Source organism: Stieleria sp. JC731, from assembly GCF_020966635.1.
Lineage (GTDB): Bacteria > Planctomycetota > Planctomycetia > Pirellulales > Pirellulaceae > Stieleria.
The window spans coordinates 344,018-360,723 of record NZ_JAJKFQ010000002.1; the positions used below are offsets into that span (position 1 = coordinate 344,018).

The window sequence follows — 16,706 nt, forward strand, 5'->3', positions numbered from 1 at the left end:
TACAACCAGCACTTTGGCTACTGTAAAGGTACGGACTGTGGACCAACCGTTTCACACTTTTCCTGTCGTTGATGACGTTGGTAGAAATATCCGCCGACGATCAACAAAGCAAAGAAAGAAACTGAATTAGTTGATCGCCTCAGCAACCATGGTGAGTCACCATCGGAGTCCCTTATTTGGTTCTGCGACAGAGGCAAGAACGCGACGGTTCCGTCGGAGTTGGCCTCAACAAACTCTGCACCAAGCACCAATTGGATTAGTTCAAAAGGAGAGGATGCAACCGGTATCGTCCGTATCTGATTCGAAGCAATCGGGGACCTCTGATCAAAGTCCATCGACAACCATGCCATTGCAGATCGGTAGTCCAAGGCTTCGTCAATCTGATAAGAAGTTTGGCGTAATGAAGAATTAATGCTCGCATATTGTTCCGCATTCGGGTGCGGACGCCCATCGGCTAGCGAAGGGATGGCATCCGAGTCCGGCGTACCATTCCGCTTGACCGATTCGTCGGGGCGTTGGCTGGATACGGAGTCGCTCTTCGAGTTCACTTGCTCGCCGGAATCAACTTCACCGCCTTCGATCGAATTTCGATTCGGTCGGAATCGCGTGTCGCTTTGAATCTCGTCTAACAACGATGTTAGGAACGTGCTTGCGACCTGAAATGGAACGTTGATTTGACCAGACACATTCGGCTCAGAACTTGGCGTCGGATCTAAAGTTTCAGGTGGCGCGGCAGTTTCGCTGACTGTCGGTTCGATCGGTGATTCAAGCAGTCCAGAGGTTGATAATTGACTCGATAGCGGAGGACCAAAGGGCAGCGTATCACTGACGACAACGTACCCGGTTTCAGCAATTGCGATTGCCTGCTCGGTTGCGATGACTTCTTCAGGATCGGTAAAAGCCCAATCGGAAACGCTTTCCCAATAGTTGCTTTGCAACGTTTGTCGAATCGGGTCATTCTCCAGCAATCGTGGTGCGATCAGTTGATCGATTGCTTGAATGCTTTGGATCGCGTTCATCCCGGCTCGCGACAGCGAAACGGTTTCACCGCTCTGATCGACAACCTGGACTTGGTCTTCCCAGCCCGGCACCTCTGACACATCAAGGCGAATTGTCGGAAGACGGGACATCAGGGAAGCTAGTAGCCTTCGATGTTCGAGTGGCTGCGCGGCCAATCGTCGAAAGCGAGTTTTCGTCCGTATCATTTTTGTCGCTCAGGGCTGTTTGAAGAGAAAACAGATTTGAAAGAGTTTGTTTTTCAGACTGGTCAGCGAAGTGGTCAACGCTTGCTTTTGATAAATAGCGTTCCGCTTCGTCAAAGGCTCGTTGGGCTTGGCGTAGGTCGCCCACTTCTTGAAACAATGTTGCCAAGTTCTTTTGGACACTCGCGGCGGAACGCAGAACGGCCGAGTGATCCGCATGATCGCGAACCATCGGCTGTATCAATTTCTGTGCGCGTTGGCAAACAGCGATCGCCTCCCTGAATCGATCGGATGCGGCCAACGTGATCGCAAAGTTATTCAGTGTCGCCACAAATTGGCAGCATGTCCGCGGATCGGTCGGTGACTGGTCGATGAGGTCTTCGAACATCCGAATCGAATACCGAAATGTCTTGATCGCTTCGACGTCGTTACCCGCTCGGCCGAATACGGTCGCAAGGTTGCTAAACGCGATCGCCGAATGAACTTTCGGCACGTCGTCCGATTCACTTGTCGACAACACACGAGTGGCGCGGTCGGCAATCTGCGTCGCTTCGGTGTAGTTTCCTGATTCACTGAGAATCGCACTAAGGTTGTTCATCACACTCGCCAGCACAACGCGATCGGATGCATTGGCCGAATCGTCCGCATGTTGATTGACGTATCCCAACGCAACGCGAATCTCGTGAAGTGCTTGAGCTGTCTGCCCGACTCGGAAATGGATTAGTGCCGCATGATTGTGTGTCAAAGCTTTCGAAAACCAGCCTAACTGCGAATCGGAATCTGACGCGTTGATTGAACGAAGTAGCTTCAATGCCGACAGATGGTCACCGGCGTCACTGCGGAGGATCGCGCGTTCGTTGATCGCTCGTGCCCATAGTTCGCAGGACGAAGGCTGTGCGATTTCCTGCAATGCATCGATCGCTTTGGCGTAAGCCGCGTCGGCGACCTCGGGTGATTCCAAGCTGACGAGAACACGCGCGATTTCGAGTCGGGTTATTGCGACATCGGTAGAAATGTTCGCGTCATTCTGAACGTCCGCTACGAACCGCTCGTAATAGCTGAGCGTTTCCATCAGGAGATCACGGCGAATTTCTCTCGCACCCAAAATCGGTGCCAAACGCGTCGCAAATGCTGCTCCCAATCGGTCAACCGCATCCCTGGCTTCGCGATAGTTTTTATGGGCGAGTCGGAACGCGTTGTCGGTTCGTTGCTGTTCATCCGCTAATCGTCGATTGTGGGCAATCGCCGCCAATAAACAGGTGATCGCAAGCATCAAAACCAACAGAATCCCCGATGCACGCTTCGTCGCCCACCGATTGACGCGTTCGGTGAAAGTGACCGCCCTGGCATGAATCGGCAATCCTGAAGCGAAGCGTTTTAAGTCGGCAGACAGTTCCTCTGCGGTTGCGTAGCGGGTTGCCTTATCTGGACAGATGGCACGTTCGATGATGGTCGCCAAATCTCGGTGAATGGCACTGTCGACTCGGCGAACTGACCGAGGCTCTTCCGACTGAACCTTGCGCAGCAACGTCAGGCCTTCATCCTCATCGAAAATGCGAACCCCCGTGACAACTTCGTAGATGCTCGCGCCCAACGAATAAACATCACTCGAACTGTCAATTTGATCGATCCGGCCGGAAGCTTGCTCGGGACTCATGTATCGCAAAGTCCCGATCAAATCACCACTCGCCGTCAAATCACTAGACAACCCTACTCGCGCGAGTCCAAAGTCACTGATCCAAATCTTCTCATTGCGGTCCAACAGCAGATTTGACGGCTTGATGTCCCGGTGAACGATTCCAATCCGATGCGCTTCGCCGATCGCATCCGCCACCTTCGCGAACATCCACGCGAACTGCTTATCGCGATCAAGCCTAGACAAGCGTTCAAAAGCAAGACGATGTCGAGGGTCCGCGAGCGAACAGCCGTCGACAAAACGCATGACGAAAAAATAGATACCGTCAATTTGGTTCGCGTCGTAGACAGGAACGATGTGTTCATGATCCACCGCCGAGGCAGCCATCACTTCACGTTCGAACCGCACGATCGATTTTGGCTTCACAGCCGATGAAGGCAACAACACTTTGATCGCGACGAGTCGGCGCAATGATTTCTGCGTCGCCAAGTAAACGACTCCCATCGATCCCCGGCCGAGTTCTCGCTCGATTCGGAAATCACCAAATGAGTCGCCCTCGATAAACTCAGTACGGCGGATCGTTTTATCGATCTGATCGACCGTCTTATCCAGCATCCTCAAACCTTCGAGACACGCTCGAAGATCTTCAGCATCCTCGGGGTGTTCCGCCAAGAATGTATCGATGTCTGGCGAGCTACCGTTTATGCGTGAGCTGCAAAATTCGTCGACCAATTCGGCCACACGAATTTCCGAGACGGTGGCATCCGGTAATGAAGATGAAGGCTGTCGCTGGGAACCGGAGGACCTCGGTGAATTCGTCAACTAATTTTTTCCTCATGCATCGACCGTAATTGGCGTAGCGCTCGCATCCAAAGTAAACGGATCGCTTGCGGTGACCGACTCATTTCGTCAGCGATTTCATTCGTTTTCAAACCCGAAAAAACCTTTAACATGACGATCGTGCGATAGTCTTCCGGAAGCATTGCGACCAAGTCAGCGACGCGAACTGATTCTTCGTGGTCAATGAGAATCTGCGCCGGATCCGCTTGACGTGACCCAATCAATGCAGCAGCAATCGTGCAGCTGGACTCCATCCCATTGGCAATTGCCTCAAACGAGATTTCTCGACGAACATCGCGTTTTTCAGCCGCCAAATGACGTTCGAACTCACGGATAAGGTTTCTCGAAAGGATACACCTTAGCCAAGCGGCCAATTCCGACTGTGACTGACCACGAAATTGTGAAAAGTCACGATGAGCCGCCAACATGGTTTCTTGCACAACGTCTGATGCACTTGCACGACGGGAAATGCGAGTGCCAATTTGTGTCACAGCTAACAAGTACAAATAATTCTGATACCGCTGCAGTAACTTCCCAAGGTCGGCCGTCGATCCTCGCCGGGCTCGGTCAATCGTCAATGCAAATTCATCACCCGTCAAACTGGCGCCTCCTTATCGTACGCTGCATAATTAGAGTCCGATTCGCCAGAGTTTTGTTTCTCGCATTAATCAAAGTTTTTAAGAATACGCAGGTCGGCCTGCCGAACCACAGCGGATCAAACCAAGCTATGTTAACAGCGATCCAACACGTCGCGGTAGTGTGAAAGTCACCAGAAGCTGCAGGGCAAAACCAGCAAAGTCACAGCAGTTATAGAACAGCATACAACCGAGCTTCAACAAGACGCGTCATCGCTGGCGTGATAACAAACTCATCCGATGAATCGGCAAAGAGACGTTGACTCGGCATACAAAACGACATCACTCTTATCGACCAGAATCACACAATGACCAGCATCGCTATTCATCTTGATGGAGGTCCCAATGAACATCAGCCAGTTGCGTAAGAAGGCGACAACGTTGATCACCCAAGGTGCCGCAGATTATCAGCGGCGAACCGGGCATCCCGTCGACACAGCCGTAAGTATCAACCACAAAACGGGCGAAGTTGCAGAGACGTTGTCAGTTCGTCGCCGGTCTGTAGACCATGAGGAATTCGATCGCACGTACGGCAAGGCGCAAGACCTGCTTTTGAAGCATGGCTACGAGAAGTCACAAGACGCCGAGGTCCAATCGCTGTATGCCGAACTGATCCCCGACAGCGATGACCTAAAAGCTCAGAAGCGTGGTCCACTGAAGGACCTTCGTTCACGGGACGAGCCCAAGCGACTCGCCGCCGCGAAGGAGTGCTCGAAAGCTGCACGAGGCATCGGAATTAGCGATTGGAATCCATGGCCTAAAAACCCAATCGTGACTGAGGCGATTATCAAAGCGTTGGCGAAAGAAAAGTCGACCAAGGTGGCGGAGTTACTGATCATCGCACTGGCATCCATTCACAAACGCTACTATGCCGACAGCCGCATCCCACCAATCTTGATCGCCTACCTGGATTCCGACGACGGACGACTTCAACAGACGGCCCTCAACTGGACCAACAGTCTGCAAGACCGAACCAAGTGGCCAAAAATTCTGGAGATGCTTGATACCAATCCATCGATGCCGATTTTAGTTTCGGCGCTGCAACATCTTTACCTGGGAACACCGGTCGGTATCAAGCGAGCGGCCTGCCCTATTTTGATGAGAACAGCAAAGCGAAAGCTGAGCGATGAAGCAAAGCTAGTTCTACACGGTGCGATTCTCGACATGGTCGATGAGCGAACACTGGCCGAATATAAGTCCGCACTGGCCGACGAGAAACGACTCACCAAATCGCTCGCCAAACATGCCGAAAAGGAATACGGAAAAGGGCACGATCGCTTCAAATTCCTGCAAGCCAACCTGTTCAAATAGCCCGCAAGCATAGCCGCCACATTCAAGCGTTCCGCCCAAACCGCTCGACACACCAAGTCCACTTGCGCGATGAGGGTGGATCAGCTTTAACCACTGAGCACACAGCGGACACAGAGCCCAAGCTGCAAACGTCTCTGCGTTCACCGCGTCCTCTGCGTTTTCAATCCCTGGGTACAGACAGCACGCCTTGTCGACCAAACCAATTGCTGAGTCCTCAGGCACGGAACGATCCCGGCGCCTCGACTTAGAACTTCTGGCCAAGCCAAAGTGCCGCGTTTGGAAAACTACTTGGCAGGTGACTTGTGGCAGAAGACCTTAGGGTGCTGACCCATTGCACTGCAAAGAATCGCCAATCCCGTTCACCCAGGCAGCTTTCCAATCTAGTCACACCAAATCACTCGGGGACTATGGTTGGATCGCAAAAGCACAATCCCGGCGATGAACCGAATCGCTTGGCGGCAACAAATTCGCGATAGCGGGCGAACCTCCAAGCAAAGGCGATTCGCTCAAACCCAACAATAAAACGGCCAAAGACGCTCTTAATGAGCACCATTGACCGTATTAAGTACACCCGGAGGGATTCGAACCCCTAACCCTCGGTTCCGAAGACCAGTGCTCTATCCAGTTGAGCTACGGAGGCAACTTGCACGTAAGTGCTTTGCTGGAAAGGAATTCCAACAAGAGTTGGCACGCGGTTTTTCATCGCCAACAGTCCAGATCTCATAATGTTTTCGGACAAATACCAGCGGTTCTCGGACAGTTCTCGGACGCAATTCCGGATTCACGGGGCGTTCACTGCCCGCCTGATATGACATGCACCGTTCGCTGTGATAGGTGAATTCTGTCCGCTTTGCTCCTTCTCCTGCCGAATATCGGATTCAGCTTGCACCCTCTTACTCGATGGCCCTCACCTGCCGTCGAAAGAGGCCGGTAGTCAGGAGGTTTTGACCAGTCAGCGAACACTTCCCGCATGATTACGGATTCAGCGAGCTATCGGCCGTCGGTCAACGACGTTCGGTAGCTCGACTGCGTCTAGTCGATGCCAAATGTTCGTTACTCATTTCGGAGAAGTTGCAATGGCAGCTACTCAAGCAAAGCGTCAGACGTCCAAGAAAGCTTCCGCTCGTCCCGTCAAAGAGATCCGCATGGGAAAAATTCGTGCGGCTATCTGGGAGAACGAGACGGCCAACGGAACACGCTACAACGTGACCGTCACTCGCATGTTCAAAGACGATGACGGATGGAAGGACTCCCATTCGTTCGGTCGCGACGACTTGCTTCTCGTTTCCAAAGTCCTGGACCGATGCCACACGTGGATCATCGATGAAGGGGATGCGGAAGCAAATGAAGGCAATGCTGCCTAATCAATGCTGTTCCTAGTGCAATCGCACTGGAACGCCAGGTGGCCTGTTTTCTTCCCGGTTGAAGACTACCGGCCACCTATCGGTGTTCAATGACACTCGAATGGGGTAACGCTGATAAGTGTCCCTTGGCTACTTAAGCATCCATCCCAATTTCCACGGACCGGGCGAATCGAGAGATTCGTTGCACCTTCCGGTCGCCCCATGGCATCATACGAGACTGAGTCCAAGATAGATATAATAGCCTTCGCGAACGAGTGATTGCGACAAAAGCATTTCGCTTCTCTTCCTCCATTGCTTCGTCGTCTGCCCTATAGTCTGGGAAAATCCCCTCAACCATCGAAACGACAAAAACTGCGTCGAATTCGAGTCCTTTTGCCGAGTGAACAGTGAGCAGGGCAACTCCTTCGCCGGCAGGTTGCTGGGTGGCTCCCAACGCTAGCTGACTCAGAAACGCAGAGACACTTTGAGCCGAAGGAGGGTTGGCTCTCACGAATACATCCCAGTGTTCTTCCCAGCTATCCAAGTCTTGGCACACCAAGGCTCGATTTGCGTCCTCTAATGAGGATGAATACGAACGTAGGCTTTGTAATCCTCTTGATAGACGCAGTCGACCGTCAGTTTTGCATGCCTGCTTGAGTGCTTCGACTACCGCAGTGCAGGAAGTCGATTCTGACTGTGAGGCCATACGCTCAATCATCACAATGCCCTCTGTACCGTCCTCTTTGGCTCGAAAGCAAATCTCGTTGCAGTCACACTGGACTCCCCATCGCTTCGCGAGCGAGGAAAGATGCAATCTATCCTGAGAATTTGATGTCACACGAAGTGCCAGCTCAAAATCAGCAACTACATCAGACTCACTTTGGTAGGAAGTCGACGCGACTTTCTTGTAGAACGGAATATCCCGGGATAATAACTCTTCTTCAATTGCTGAGAGTACGAATCTGTTTCGTCCTATTACTGCGAATCGACTTAGGTCGAGTTCGCCTTCCACGTCTTTGTGGCCGTCATTTAGCAAGTCCTCAATTGTGTCAACAACAACCTCAGCCTCTTCTTCCTCATCCGTGCATTTAGTTACTCTGGCCAGCCCTTCGATTGCAAGCTGCCCATCGACGCTGTAGCTTTCGTTGATGCTCTGGGCTGCTCGTACTACGGACCTCGAAGAACGAAAGTTTTCTTCAAGTCGAATTGGAGTAGCAGCAAACTCTTGCTTAAATAGGTCGAGGTAATAGGGGTCTGCGCCGTTCCAAGTGAAGATGGCCTGATCAGGGTCACCAACCATTAGTATGTCCTGAAAGCTTGGGCCGCATAATGCACTTAGAACTCGATACTGCGACTCATTTAAGTCTTGAGCTTCATCCACAAACACATATTTGTATTGCCGTCGGAAAAAGTTTGCGACAGCCGGTCGGTTCTCAAGAAGCTGGTACGTTTTCAGCAGTAGGTCGTCGAAGTCCAACGCTTCATTCGCACGCAACGCTGCATCATACTCGAGGTATAAAAGGCTCAAGTCTTCTTCTTCTATCAGTTCTGGAGTGAGCAATCGGTTCTTGCAATCAGAGATCGCCGCAAGCCAGTCATCTATTCTTTTCGATTGTTTCTTAGCGTCGCCTGCTTCGCGGAGTAGTTGATGCATTCTCGGCGATTGCATTACCACTTCTCGCATTAGCTGCCGCCGATCTTGCAGCGACTCATAGATGTGCGGTGTTCCGTCAACTCCGACCGATTTTCCACGGTTTGACAGCACCTCAGCACAAAAGCTATGCAGTGTCCCGATGAAAGACCGCTCCGACGCTTGGTCGACATCGTCTAGTCGCTCAATCATCTCGTTGGCAGCTTTGTTAGTGAATGTTACCGCCAGAATTCGATAATGCGATGTGTCAGATGTGAGCAGCCAACGGATGCGTTCCGTCAGGACCCTAGTTTTCCCGGCTCCCGGTCCAGCGAGCACCAATAATGGGCCACCTGGGTGCTCAACAACTTCTCTTTGTGGATCGCTAAGTCTGACAGTCATTCGGTCTCTCGCTTGTCACCTGTCAAGGTGCCGATAATCGAGCATGAATCCAACATGTTCTTAATGATGGGGGGACACTGCTTCTCTGGTTGTTTCGCGAATGCGTTTTGGAAAACCTCCGGTATGCGAGGTGCGTAGCTGGTCTTGTACTTCGAAAGTTCATCGAGCACATCACTCGTTCCTTTCGAACTCCACTTCGCTTTGATTGCTTTTTTCGCTTGTGCGTTTAATTGTTTGCTCTCCGCGACGTAGTCAACAATCATTTCTTTGAGTGAATCGATGGGGAGCAGTGACGTGATGTATTGCTCGAAGTTGTTCCCGTTTGGGAGATGGAAGACGTTAGGATTGTCGATGATCTTGGGTTCTTTGGCTTTCTTCAGAGCAGCTTCTACAGCCTTCAAGGCCTCTTTTTCACCATCCGAAAAGATAACCCAGGGGATACCGAAAGACTTGCAAACCCTCAGGAACGGCAAGTAACTGCCATCGCCACCGACACCTACAAAAGTCACTCCAAGCTCGTACGGCTCTTTGCCCCACTTCAGCTTTGCGAACTGCGGAATTGCTTGTTCTTCCGTTTCTCCCTCGAACAGAACAATTTGGCGAGCGAAGATAAGTTCGCCACGTGTATGCATTACCTCTCGGTCGATACGCCGGACGTCGTCCTTGGTGAAGCCAGGAATCGACTTGGCTTGGATCTGGACTGCTCGCGTTTCACTCCCGTCTTTCCTGAAGTGGACAAAGGACTCAAGCGACGATTGTGCACATACGTAAGGCGAATGAGTTGTGATAATTTTCTGTCCTGGTATCGCGTCAATCTGCGACTTCGCAGACCTTTGAGCCTGTGGGTGAAGATGTGATTCAGGTTCTTCGATTACTACCAGTGGATGAACTGCATCGTGTGTCTTGTTTCCTAATTTCCAGTTCATGTACGCTCGAAACAAGAAGAAGGTACCGAGACTCCGAGTGCCAAGGCCTTGTCGAGAAATTGGGAATTGTGACGCGCCGGAGGTTGACATCACTACGTCCATTCCTCTATTCAGATCGCGAAATCGTCTTGCAACGGGAGTGACTTCAACTTTGTCAGACTCGCAGTTCACGACTTCGGCGACCTGTGCAAGGCTACTCTGGACAAAAGAGAGTACGCTGCTGTTCTCGACAACCATCCGGTTGATCTCGTTTAGCTTACTCTCAATGCTTTCTATGTCTGCATCGGATAGCCCCGGTTCTGCAACGAGCCGTTGCCAAACTGAACCTCGGGTTCTTAGGTCCAGTGCTACATCCCTGTTTGCATCAAGCAGATAGAGCCCAATTGCATCAATCTGATGGGGCAATACCTGCGTGACTCGGTCTGCCACCTCACTTTCTTCAATTCCACAGACGTCAGAAGACCATGATTTGAGGAATCTTCGCTCAACGAAATAATCTGCTTTGATTTGGTCCCAGCGAAGTTGCGTTCTTATCGCGACGAAATCACTGTCATCGTCATCTTGGAATATGCAGTTGCCAAACAGTTCAAGCCACGGACTCCCCTGCGGGAAATATGCTCCATCGCATTCCTCGTCGACCTCTGGGCGGAACAAAAGATCGATAAATATCGCTCGGTCACGAGGTGCCGCCGACTCACCGCTGTCCAGGAACACATCGTCTGCTGAGATACTTCTCGATCCAACGCCAATTGCTGCGTTAATTGCTTCTACAAAACTCGACTTTCCAGCGTTGTTTTCACCAATCAACACAGAAGTTGCATTAAGTTTTACCTCAACCCGTTTCAGTGATCTAAAGTTGGCGATTCGCACTGTCGCCAATCGAATTCCGGTATTAGTCGGCATGTTTAAGTTTTCCATGTTCGGAAAGCAGGCCCAGGATATCTAGCTTCACGATTCGCATTGCATCAAGACACCCATGCAGAGGTACAGGTTCAGCAGAGCGTAAGGGCTTGGAAGTGATGGGTCAACTTAGTGCATGACAAAGGACGTTATTGTGCGTTAATCTCGCTGGAGTAAAAACTCACCAGGAATCTATTCCGACTAGCTCACTGTGTAATGCTCGTCCTTGGCTACTGGTGCAACTTCTTGCGTGCTTGTGAATCCGAAAACACTCCCTGCAATTGCCTTGCCTTCCGGGCATTCGCTTCCTGCTATGGGCGAATCTGGCAAAGCCGACCTTCCAGATCTTATCGAACAGCCTGGGGCAGCTGGTAGGTTTGCCTGGGAGGAGTTTTTGTTTGGGAAACTCCGGAATCCGCACACTCGGGCTGCATACGAGCGTGCTATTCGTCGCTTTCTTGGAGGAAGCAAAAGGGGTCAGGCCTCTTTCCTGGTCTAGACGGCTGTGATGAGCTGCGTTTTTGATGCCTACATAATTTTTTAGCGTCCCGATCGATTCCTCAAGCTCCCCGGGTCGATGCAGCCGGCGGTCTTTACCATGTCCTCAATCGTGGCAATTTTAGAGTCGAAATTTCTTACTAAGGACAAAGACGACGTTGCGTTTGAGCAGAGCCTCAGCGATGCCTTGAAGACTCTTCATGTTGACTTGTTTTGCTCTCAACCGATGCCTAATCACTGTCACTTGGTGTACCGCTAAGTAGAACGCAATGCCCATTGGAGAATCAAAAGGGGTCAGGAGAATCAAAAGGGGTCAGGCCTCTTTCCTGGTCTAGACGGCTGTGATGAGCTGCGTTTTGATGCCGACATAGTTTTCTAGCGTCCCGACCGATTCCTCAAGCTCCCCGGGTCTATGCAGCCGGCGGTGTTTACCATGTTCTCAATTGTGGCAATCTTAGAGTCGAGATTTCTTACAAGGACAAAGACGACGTTGCGTTTGAGCGGAGCCTCAGCGATGCCTTGAAGACTCTTCAGGTTGAATTGATTTACTCTCAAGCGATGCCCAATCACTATCACTTGGTGCACCGCAAAGTAGAACGCAATGCCCGTTGCGTGAAATTGCTCGATAGCGCGGTGAGATGGCGGTAGGGAATGTTCTGGCGATCGCACTACAAAACGCCGAACTCAAACAGCTATCACCCTGGCCGATGCCACGACCGCCAAAATGGGTTTCGCGTGTGAATAAGGTCCTGCCGGAAAAGGAACTGGAGGCAGCGCAAGGCTGTGCCCAGCTGGGTGCAGGCTGCGGGGTCGAATGGATCGCACGTCGGCTGAATACTGAGTCAACGATACGTCCCAGAGACCGCCCTCACATGCGTCCCCCCGAAGTGAAAACAAAGAGGCGTTCTCCCTTTCTCCCAGTCAACCCACCAGGGATGAGGCGGGCGAAACTGCAGTTTTGGGTGGAGCAGTTATAAACACAGAGGGCGCGGTGGACGCAGAGCCCAAGCTGCAAACTTCTCTGCGTTCACCGCGTCCTCTGCGTTTTAAGTCCTCGGGTGTACATAGCACGCGTTGCCTACCAACCCAGTTGCCGAAGCTTTGATCACGAAACGCTGCCGGTGTCTCGATGCAGAGCTTCCTGCCGAGTCAAAGCAGATTGCCTCTGGTGCTCATGCGAATGCCGCTTCGTTCTGAATCCAAACAAAGCGAAGACTTGCCGGAAGTGCTCACAATCGTGAGCCGAAAGGCAATCATGCAGGTAAGTTGAGTGCCGCGTTTGGAAAACGACCCGGCTGGTGGTAACGCGGGCGGTAACAAATTCGCGATAGCGGGCGAAGCTGCAAGCAAAGCCGATTCGCTCAAACGCAACAAAAAACGGACAAAGACGCTCTTAATGAGCACCGTTGACCGCATTGAGTACACCCGGAGGGATTCGAACCCCCAACCCTCGGTTCCGAAGACCGATGCTCTATCCAGTTGAGCTACGGGTGCGTTGGTTTTTGAAGAGACGCAGTTTTACCGATCCGGGTTCGCTTGTCTAGCTCCGTCAGTTCTCCAATTCGGACTATTTCAGCGCTGACACCCTCTGTGAATCCGCGGGATCATCCCGATCGCCAATATTTTGCCAGGCCCCCGCAACGCTTCATGTGATCCCACCATTACAAAATGGACTTGACGAACCAGAGCGCTCGTACCATCGTATGGCTTCTGAGTCTTTGGTCGGACCCAACTATTTGTACTGTCAGTACTCACACACCTGCTCGTCAGGTTGAATTGTGGTTGCAGCGTTCCGACATCTAACGACGACTTTGCTTTGCACCTTTCTGGTGCTTGGGCAGGTGCCTGCGTGGATTCACGTCGCAAGCTGCACCCACATCGAATGCTGCGGCACATCGCCGAATGTTGGGCCCGAACCAACCGACCATTCCTGCTGCCACCACCATGACAGCCCCACCGATTCGCTCTGCGGAACGCATGCCGACCACGGCCCTGTAAAGTCCCCGCAGGCTCCTGTCGATCACGATTCGGATGACTGTCCGATCTGCCAATCGATCGCGATCCCGGTCGGCGAAATTACCGCCACGGCTCCACTGCTGAGCCAACTCGCCGCGATCAGTGAAACTTCTCCATGCCTATCGATCCACTCGATCGATGCCTGCTGTGGATTGCCGCCGGCACGCGGCCCGCCAGCCTTCTGTGGCTGAGCTTGCGAACTCGCTGCTATTTCGATCGAACCGCGCTGCCCGCTTGCTGAGTCTTCGCTGACGATGCGCGCGAAGCATCCGCAGGTTGATCGACTTGACCGCGATAGCACACGAAGCAGTCCGCTGCCTCGCGGTGCGTTTGCAACTTCTTCGCCATCGCCACATCTCCATACGCGTTGCTTGTTTCAGTTCCCTGTTATTCAGTCACCTGAGTTCACGGGCATCGAGAACTGTCATAGGCCCTGCGCGTCGCGTGCCTGAATCTTGACGAATGGTCCGACCAAACCGTGTCGAGCTGAAGGTGCGCGCCGTGGGGCTCTTGACCGTGCTCGGTTGCCTTTGGGTGTCCGTGCCATCGCAGTACATCACCATGCCTTCCCATCACAAAGCTCACCTTGCTCGTCCCGCATTCACGCTGGTGGAGTTGCTTGTTGTGATTGCAATCATCGGAATTTTAGTCGCTCTGCTTTTGCCAGCCCTTCAATCGGCTCGCGAAGCGGCGCGCCGTCTGATGTGCCAGAACAATCTTCGACAAGTCACGTTGGCGCTGCATACCTACCACGGTACGCATCGTTGCTTTCCCAATAGCATGACCGGTGCGGATCAGCATCCAGGTGGAGCAGGAAGCGGCTTTCACAGCTGGTTGGCTAGGATCCTGCCTCAGATGGAACAATCGGCATTGCACGAGAAAATCCATTTCGAGCAATCGCTTTCACAGCGAACCGATTACACAAGCGACTCCGAATACCGAGACTACTCGATCGCACCAAGCCATGTTGATGCAGACATCGCCGGTGCGATCGTGCCATCTTACCTGTGCCCCAGTGACCCTGAATCCGTTCAACAGTTTTCGCTTGGCATCCCGACTGGACCGGGAAGCTATGCCGGGAACATCGGATGGCCAAAGTCCTCACTGGGGCCCGAACGACCGTTTCCGCTGCAACGTCAAAACGGCATCATCGGTTTGCTAAACCCGATGTCCAAAGATCCGTGGCAGCAGCCGAGAATTCGTTTTGCCGATGTGACCGACGGACTGTCGAACACCATTGCGACCGGCGAACGAATGATCTCGCGAGTTTATGAATCAACGGACGTTTTTGGTGGAAGCAATATCGCATCGACTACCCCAATCGCCATGCAGTCTTTCTGCGGTGGATCATCAACGCGGCGGACGTTGGCGACATGGGTGCGATACTGCGAAGGAGTCTCGCTGGCGGATGCGGCGTATAGCCAAAGTCACGGCCACGCATGGATCACCGGATGGACGTTCGCGGCCAATCATTTGATGCCGGTGATCCCGATCAATCAACGCAATTGCCATGTCTATGGTGGCGAAGATGACGGCATGAACTTGGTGACGCCGAGTAGCCATCACAACGGTGGCGTGCACCTGTCGATGGCTGATGGCAGCGTTCAGTTTGTAAGCGAATCGATCGATCGCGAACTGTACTGGGCGATGGGAAGTCGCAACGGCGGAGAAGTTCTCGACAACGAGCGCTAATCAAGGCGAGTCCACGCAAGACCGGCAAACACAACATGCGACGCGTAAACAGCAGAGCACCGACTCGCTATGGCGTTCCATGAATGACGCCTCATTTTAAAAGTCGCTGCTTCACAGAGTGTTCACGGGGCAGTCACGGGGCAGTCACGGGGCAGTGGCTTCATAGAACGCCGCACGGCAAAGTTCAACGCGCCGACTGTAGTGATTTTCAATTCGACGTCTGATCCGTCACACGATCGATTCGTCGTTTCCTTTAACCGCACGCGACGTATGCCGTGCTGTTGTTTCGCATTTTACCAACTGTTTTTTAATCAACTTGATCAATCGGAACTCAACGATGACCAGAACATTTTTTTACTGCTTGGCTTTCATCGCCACATCCACCGCAACCGGCCGTGTCAGCCTGGCCGATGCGGTCGAGTACTCATCGGGACACGCTGACATCGGCTTGGCCTACGAAGATGATGAATTGCACCTTCACTATCACTTTGGAAGCGGAGCGGTGATTGATGGCTCACCGCTTGTAGGTGAAATGGAATTTGATCCGGCAGATGCATCGGTACGCGTCGGAAGCAATGCCATGGTGACCACCACTGGAGATGTCCCGTTCCTGGGTACGTTTGCCGGAGATTCGGTATGGTTGATTCCACAATCAAGCAGCGTCGGAATCCCGTTCCTCGGTATCGCGGCGGAAGAACTGGATGCGACATTCAGCAGTGCGACGATGACCATGACATCCTTCAGTGGGCCAGGCCAGTTTGCGTTGTGGCAAACCGGTGGAATCGGCGGGACGAACGTCTATTGGCAATCCAACAATGGCTTGGACGTGACCGATACGCTTGATGTCGCGATCGGCGGACACGATCACTATTCGTACGGCTTCACCGCCGAAGGCATTTATGACGTGGAAATTTCTGCGGTCGCGAATTTGGCCGCCGGTGGCTCAGTCAGTGATGTTGGCACATTCCGGTTCATCGTCGGCGACGTGACCGCGATTCCGGAACCGAGTTCGCTAGCGTCGCTGGGCCTGATCGGGATGGCAACCGTTTTGCGCCGACGAAAACGTCGGTCGTAGTTACGTTCGGGTTGGGCTAGATGCCTGAGCCGTTTTGGCGATAGCCACGGTTGTTGGTGCTTGGCAGCCGGAGGCTGAAAGACAGTGCGTCGCAAGGCGGGAGCCTTGCGACGAGGGGGAGATACAGAGAACCGTCACTTGCGTGATGCGGCTTGGCGCATGTGCCTGAGCCGTTTTGGCGATAGCCGCGGTTGCTGGTATTTGGCAGCCGGAGGCTGCGAAACTGGGCATCGCAAGGCAGGAGCCTTGCGACGAGGGGGAGACGCAGAGAAGTGTCGCTATCGCGATGCGGCTTGGGGCATTTGCTTGAGCCGTTTTGGCGATAGCCACGGTTGCTGGTATTTGGCAGCCGGAGGCTGCGAAACTGGGCATCGCAAGGCGGGAGCCTTGCGACGAGGGGGAGAAACAGAGAACCGTCGCTATCGCGATGCGGCTCGGGGCATTTGCCTGAGCCGTTTTGGCGTTAGCCACGGTTGCTGGTGCTTGGCAGCCGGAGGCTGCGAGACAGGGCGTCGCAAGGCGGAAGCCTTGCGACGAGGGGGAGATACTGAGAACCGTTGCTAGTGCGATGCGACTTGGGTGATGTACGCGATACCGTGG

At 52.8% G+C, this 16,706-nt stretch carries 11 protein-coding genes and 1 tRNA gene; 6 read left to right on the top strand and 6 right to left on the bottom strand.

Annotated elements, in window-relative coordinates:
- Nucleotides 1–17 precede the first annotated feature (17 nt).
- Both LOC67_RS07030 and LOC67_RS07035 read right to left on the bottom strand, forming a co-directional pair.
- Nucleotides 18–1,130, bottom strand: a complete 1,113-nt coding sequence (locus LOC67_RS07030; protein WP_230261823.1) for a hypothetical protein — start codon at nt 1,128–1,130, stop codon at nt 18–20.
- On the bottom strand, nt 1,102–3,453 hold the full coding sequence (locus tag LOC67_RS07035; RefSeq protein WP_230261824.1) for a protein kinase domain-containing protein: 2,352 nt from the start codon (nt 3,451–3,453) through the stop codon (nt 1,102–1,104). The genes LOC67_RS07030 and LOC67_RS07035 overlap by 29 nt, the downstream gene beginning before the upstream one ends.
- Before the next feature lie 67 nt (nt 3,454–3,520).
- On the opposite strand from LOC67_RS07035, the gene LOC67_RS07040 reads away from it, so the two are divergent.
- Nucleotides 3,521–3,664, top strand: coding sequence for a hypothetical protein (locus LOC67_RS07040; RefSeq protein WP_230261825.1), 144 nt, complete (start codon nt 3,521–3,523; stop codon nt 3,662–3,664).
- Here the strand turns inward: LOC67_RS07040 and LOC67_RS07045 are convergent.
- Nucleotides 3,657–4,256 (bottom strand): sigma-70 family RNA polymerase sigma factor, encoded by a 600-nt coding sequence (locus LOC67_RS07045; protein ID WP_230261826.1) that lies wholly within the window; start codon nt 4,254–4,256, stop codon nt 3,657–3,659. The two genes, LOC67_RS07040 and LOC67_RS07045, sit on opposite strands and share 8 nt — an antisense overlap.
- Before the next feature lie 402 nt (nt 4,257–4,658).
- On the opposite strand from LOC67_RS07045, the gene LOC67_RS07050 reads away from it, so the two are divergent.
- Nucleotides 4,659–5,624, top strand: a complete 966-nt coding sequence (locus LOC67_RS07050) for a hypothetical protein (protein ID WP_230261827.1) — start codon at nt 4,659–4,661, stop codon at nt 5,622–5,624.
- Nucleotides 5,625–6,700: 1,076 nt separating this feature from the next.
- Nucleotides 6,701–6,988, top strand: a complete 288-nt coding sequence (locus tag LOC67_RS07055) for a hypothetical protein (RefSeq protein WP_230261828.1) — start codon at nt 6,701–6,703, stop codon at nt 6,986–6,988.
- A 133-nt stretch (nt 6,989–7,121) separates the two neighbouring features.
- Here LOC67_RS07055 and LOC67_RS07060 read toward each other — a convergent pair whose 3' ends face one another.
- The 3 genes from LOC67_RS07060 to LOC67_RS07070 all read right to left on the bottom strand — a co-directional run bounded on the left by LOC67_RS07060 (nt 7,122) and on the right by LOC67_RS07070 (nt 12,817).
- Nucleotides 7,122–8,999 (bottom strand): ATP-dependent helicase, encoded by a 1,878-nt coding sequence (locus LOC67_RS07060; RefSeq protein WP_230261829.1) that lies wholly within the window; start codon nt 8,997–8,999, stop codon nt 7,122–7,124.
- A complete protein-coding gene (locus LOC67_RS07065) occupies nt 8,996–10,828 on the bottom strand; it encodes an ATP-dependent nuclease (protein ID WP_230261830.1) in 1,833 nt (610 codons plus the stop codon). Before LOC67_RS07065 ends, LOC67_RS07060 begins: the two co-directional genes overlap by 4 nt.
- 1,915 nt (nt 10,829–12,743) lie before the next feature.
- Nucleotides 12,744–12,817 (bottom strand) — tRNA-Arg (locus LOC67_RS07070).
- Between the two features lie 984 nt (nt 12,818–13,801).
- Here LOC67_RS07070 and LOC67_RS07075 point away from each other — a divergent pair.
- The 3 genes from LOC67_RS07075 to LOC67_RS07085 all read left to right on the top strand — a co-directional run bounded on the left by LOC67_RS07075 (nt 13,802) and on the right by LOC67_RS07085 (nt 16,670).
- The gene (locus LOC67_RS07075; RefSeq protein WP_230261831.1) at nt 13,802–15,031 is read left to right on the top strand and encodes a DUF1559 domain-containing protein; all 1,230 of its coding nucleotides are present in this window, start codon (nt 13,802–13,804) and stop codon (nt 15,029–15,031) included.
- Between the two features lie 337 nt (nt 15,032–15,368).
- The gene (locus tag LOC67_RS07080) at nt 15,369–16,106 is read left to right on the top strand and encodes a choice-of-anchor M domain-containing protein (RefSeq protein ID WP_230261832.1); all 738 of its coding nucleotides are present in this window, start codon (nt 15,369–15,371) and stop codon (nt 16,104–16,106) included.
- An 84-nt stretch (nt 16,107–16,190) separates the two neighbouring features.
- Nucleotides 16,191–16,670: a hypothetical protein gene (locus LOC67_RS07085; protein WP_230261833.1), complete on the top strand. Its 480-nt coding sequence runs from the start codon at nt 16,191–16,193 to the stop codon at nt 16,668–16,670.
- Nucleotides 16,671–16,706: the final 36 nt, after the last annotated feature.

Coding starts and splice junctions, on each gene's coding strand:
- LOC67_RS07035 (WP_230261824.1), bottom strand. CDS start 3,453: ATGCTGGATAAGACGGTCGATCAGATCGATAAAACGATCCGCCGTACT.
- LOC67_RS07030 (WP_230261823.1), bottom strand. CDS start 1,130: ATGTCCCGTCTTCCGACAATTCGCCTTGATGTGTCAGAGGTGCCGGGC.
- LOC67_RS07055 (WP_230261828.1), top strand. CDS start 6,701: ATGGCAGCTACTCAAGCAAAGCGTCAGACGTCCAAGAAAGCTTCCGCT.
- LOC67_RS07040 (WP_230261825.1), top strand. CDS start 3,521: ATGTCTGGCGAGCTACCGTTTATGCGTGAGCTGCAAAATTCGTCGACC.
- LOC67_RS07050 (WP_230261827.1), top strand. CDS start 4,659: ATGAACATCAGCCAGTTGCGTAAGAAGGCGACAACGTTGATCACCCAA.
- LOC67_RS07060 (WP_230261829.1), bottom strand. CDS start 8,999: ATGACTGTCAGACTTAGCGATCCACAAAGAGAAGTTGTTGAGCACCCA.
- LOC67_RS07080 (WP_230261832.1), top strand. CDS start 15,369: ATGACCAGAACATTTTTTTACTGCTTGGCTTTCATCGCCACATCCACC.
- LOC67_RS07065 (WP_230261830.1), bottom strand. CDS start 10,828: ATGCCGACTAATACCGGAATTCGATTGGCGACAGTGCGAATCGCCAAC.
- LOC67_RS07075 (WP_230261831.1), top strand. CDS start 13,802: ATGGTCCGACCAAACCGTGTCGAGCTGAAGGTGCGCGCCGTGGGGCTC.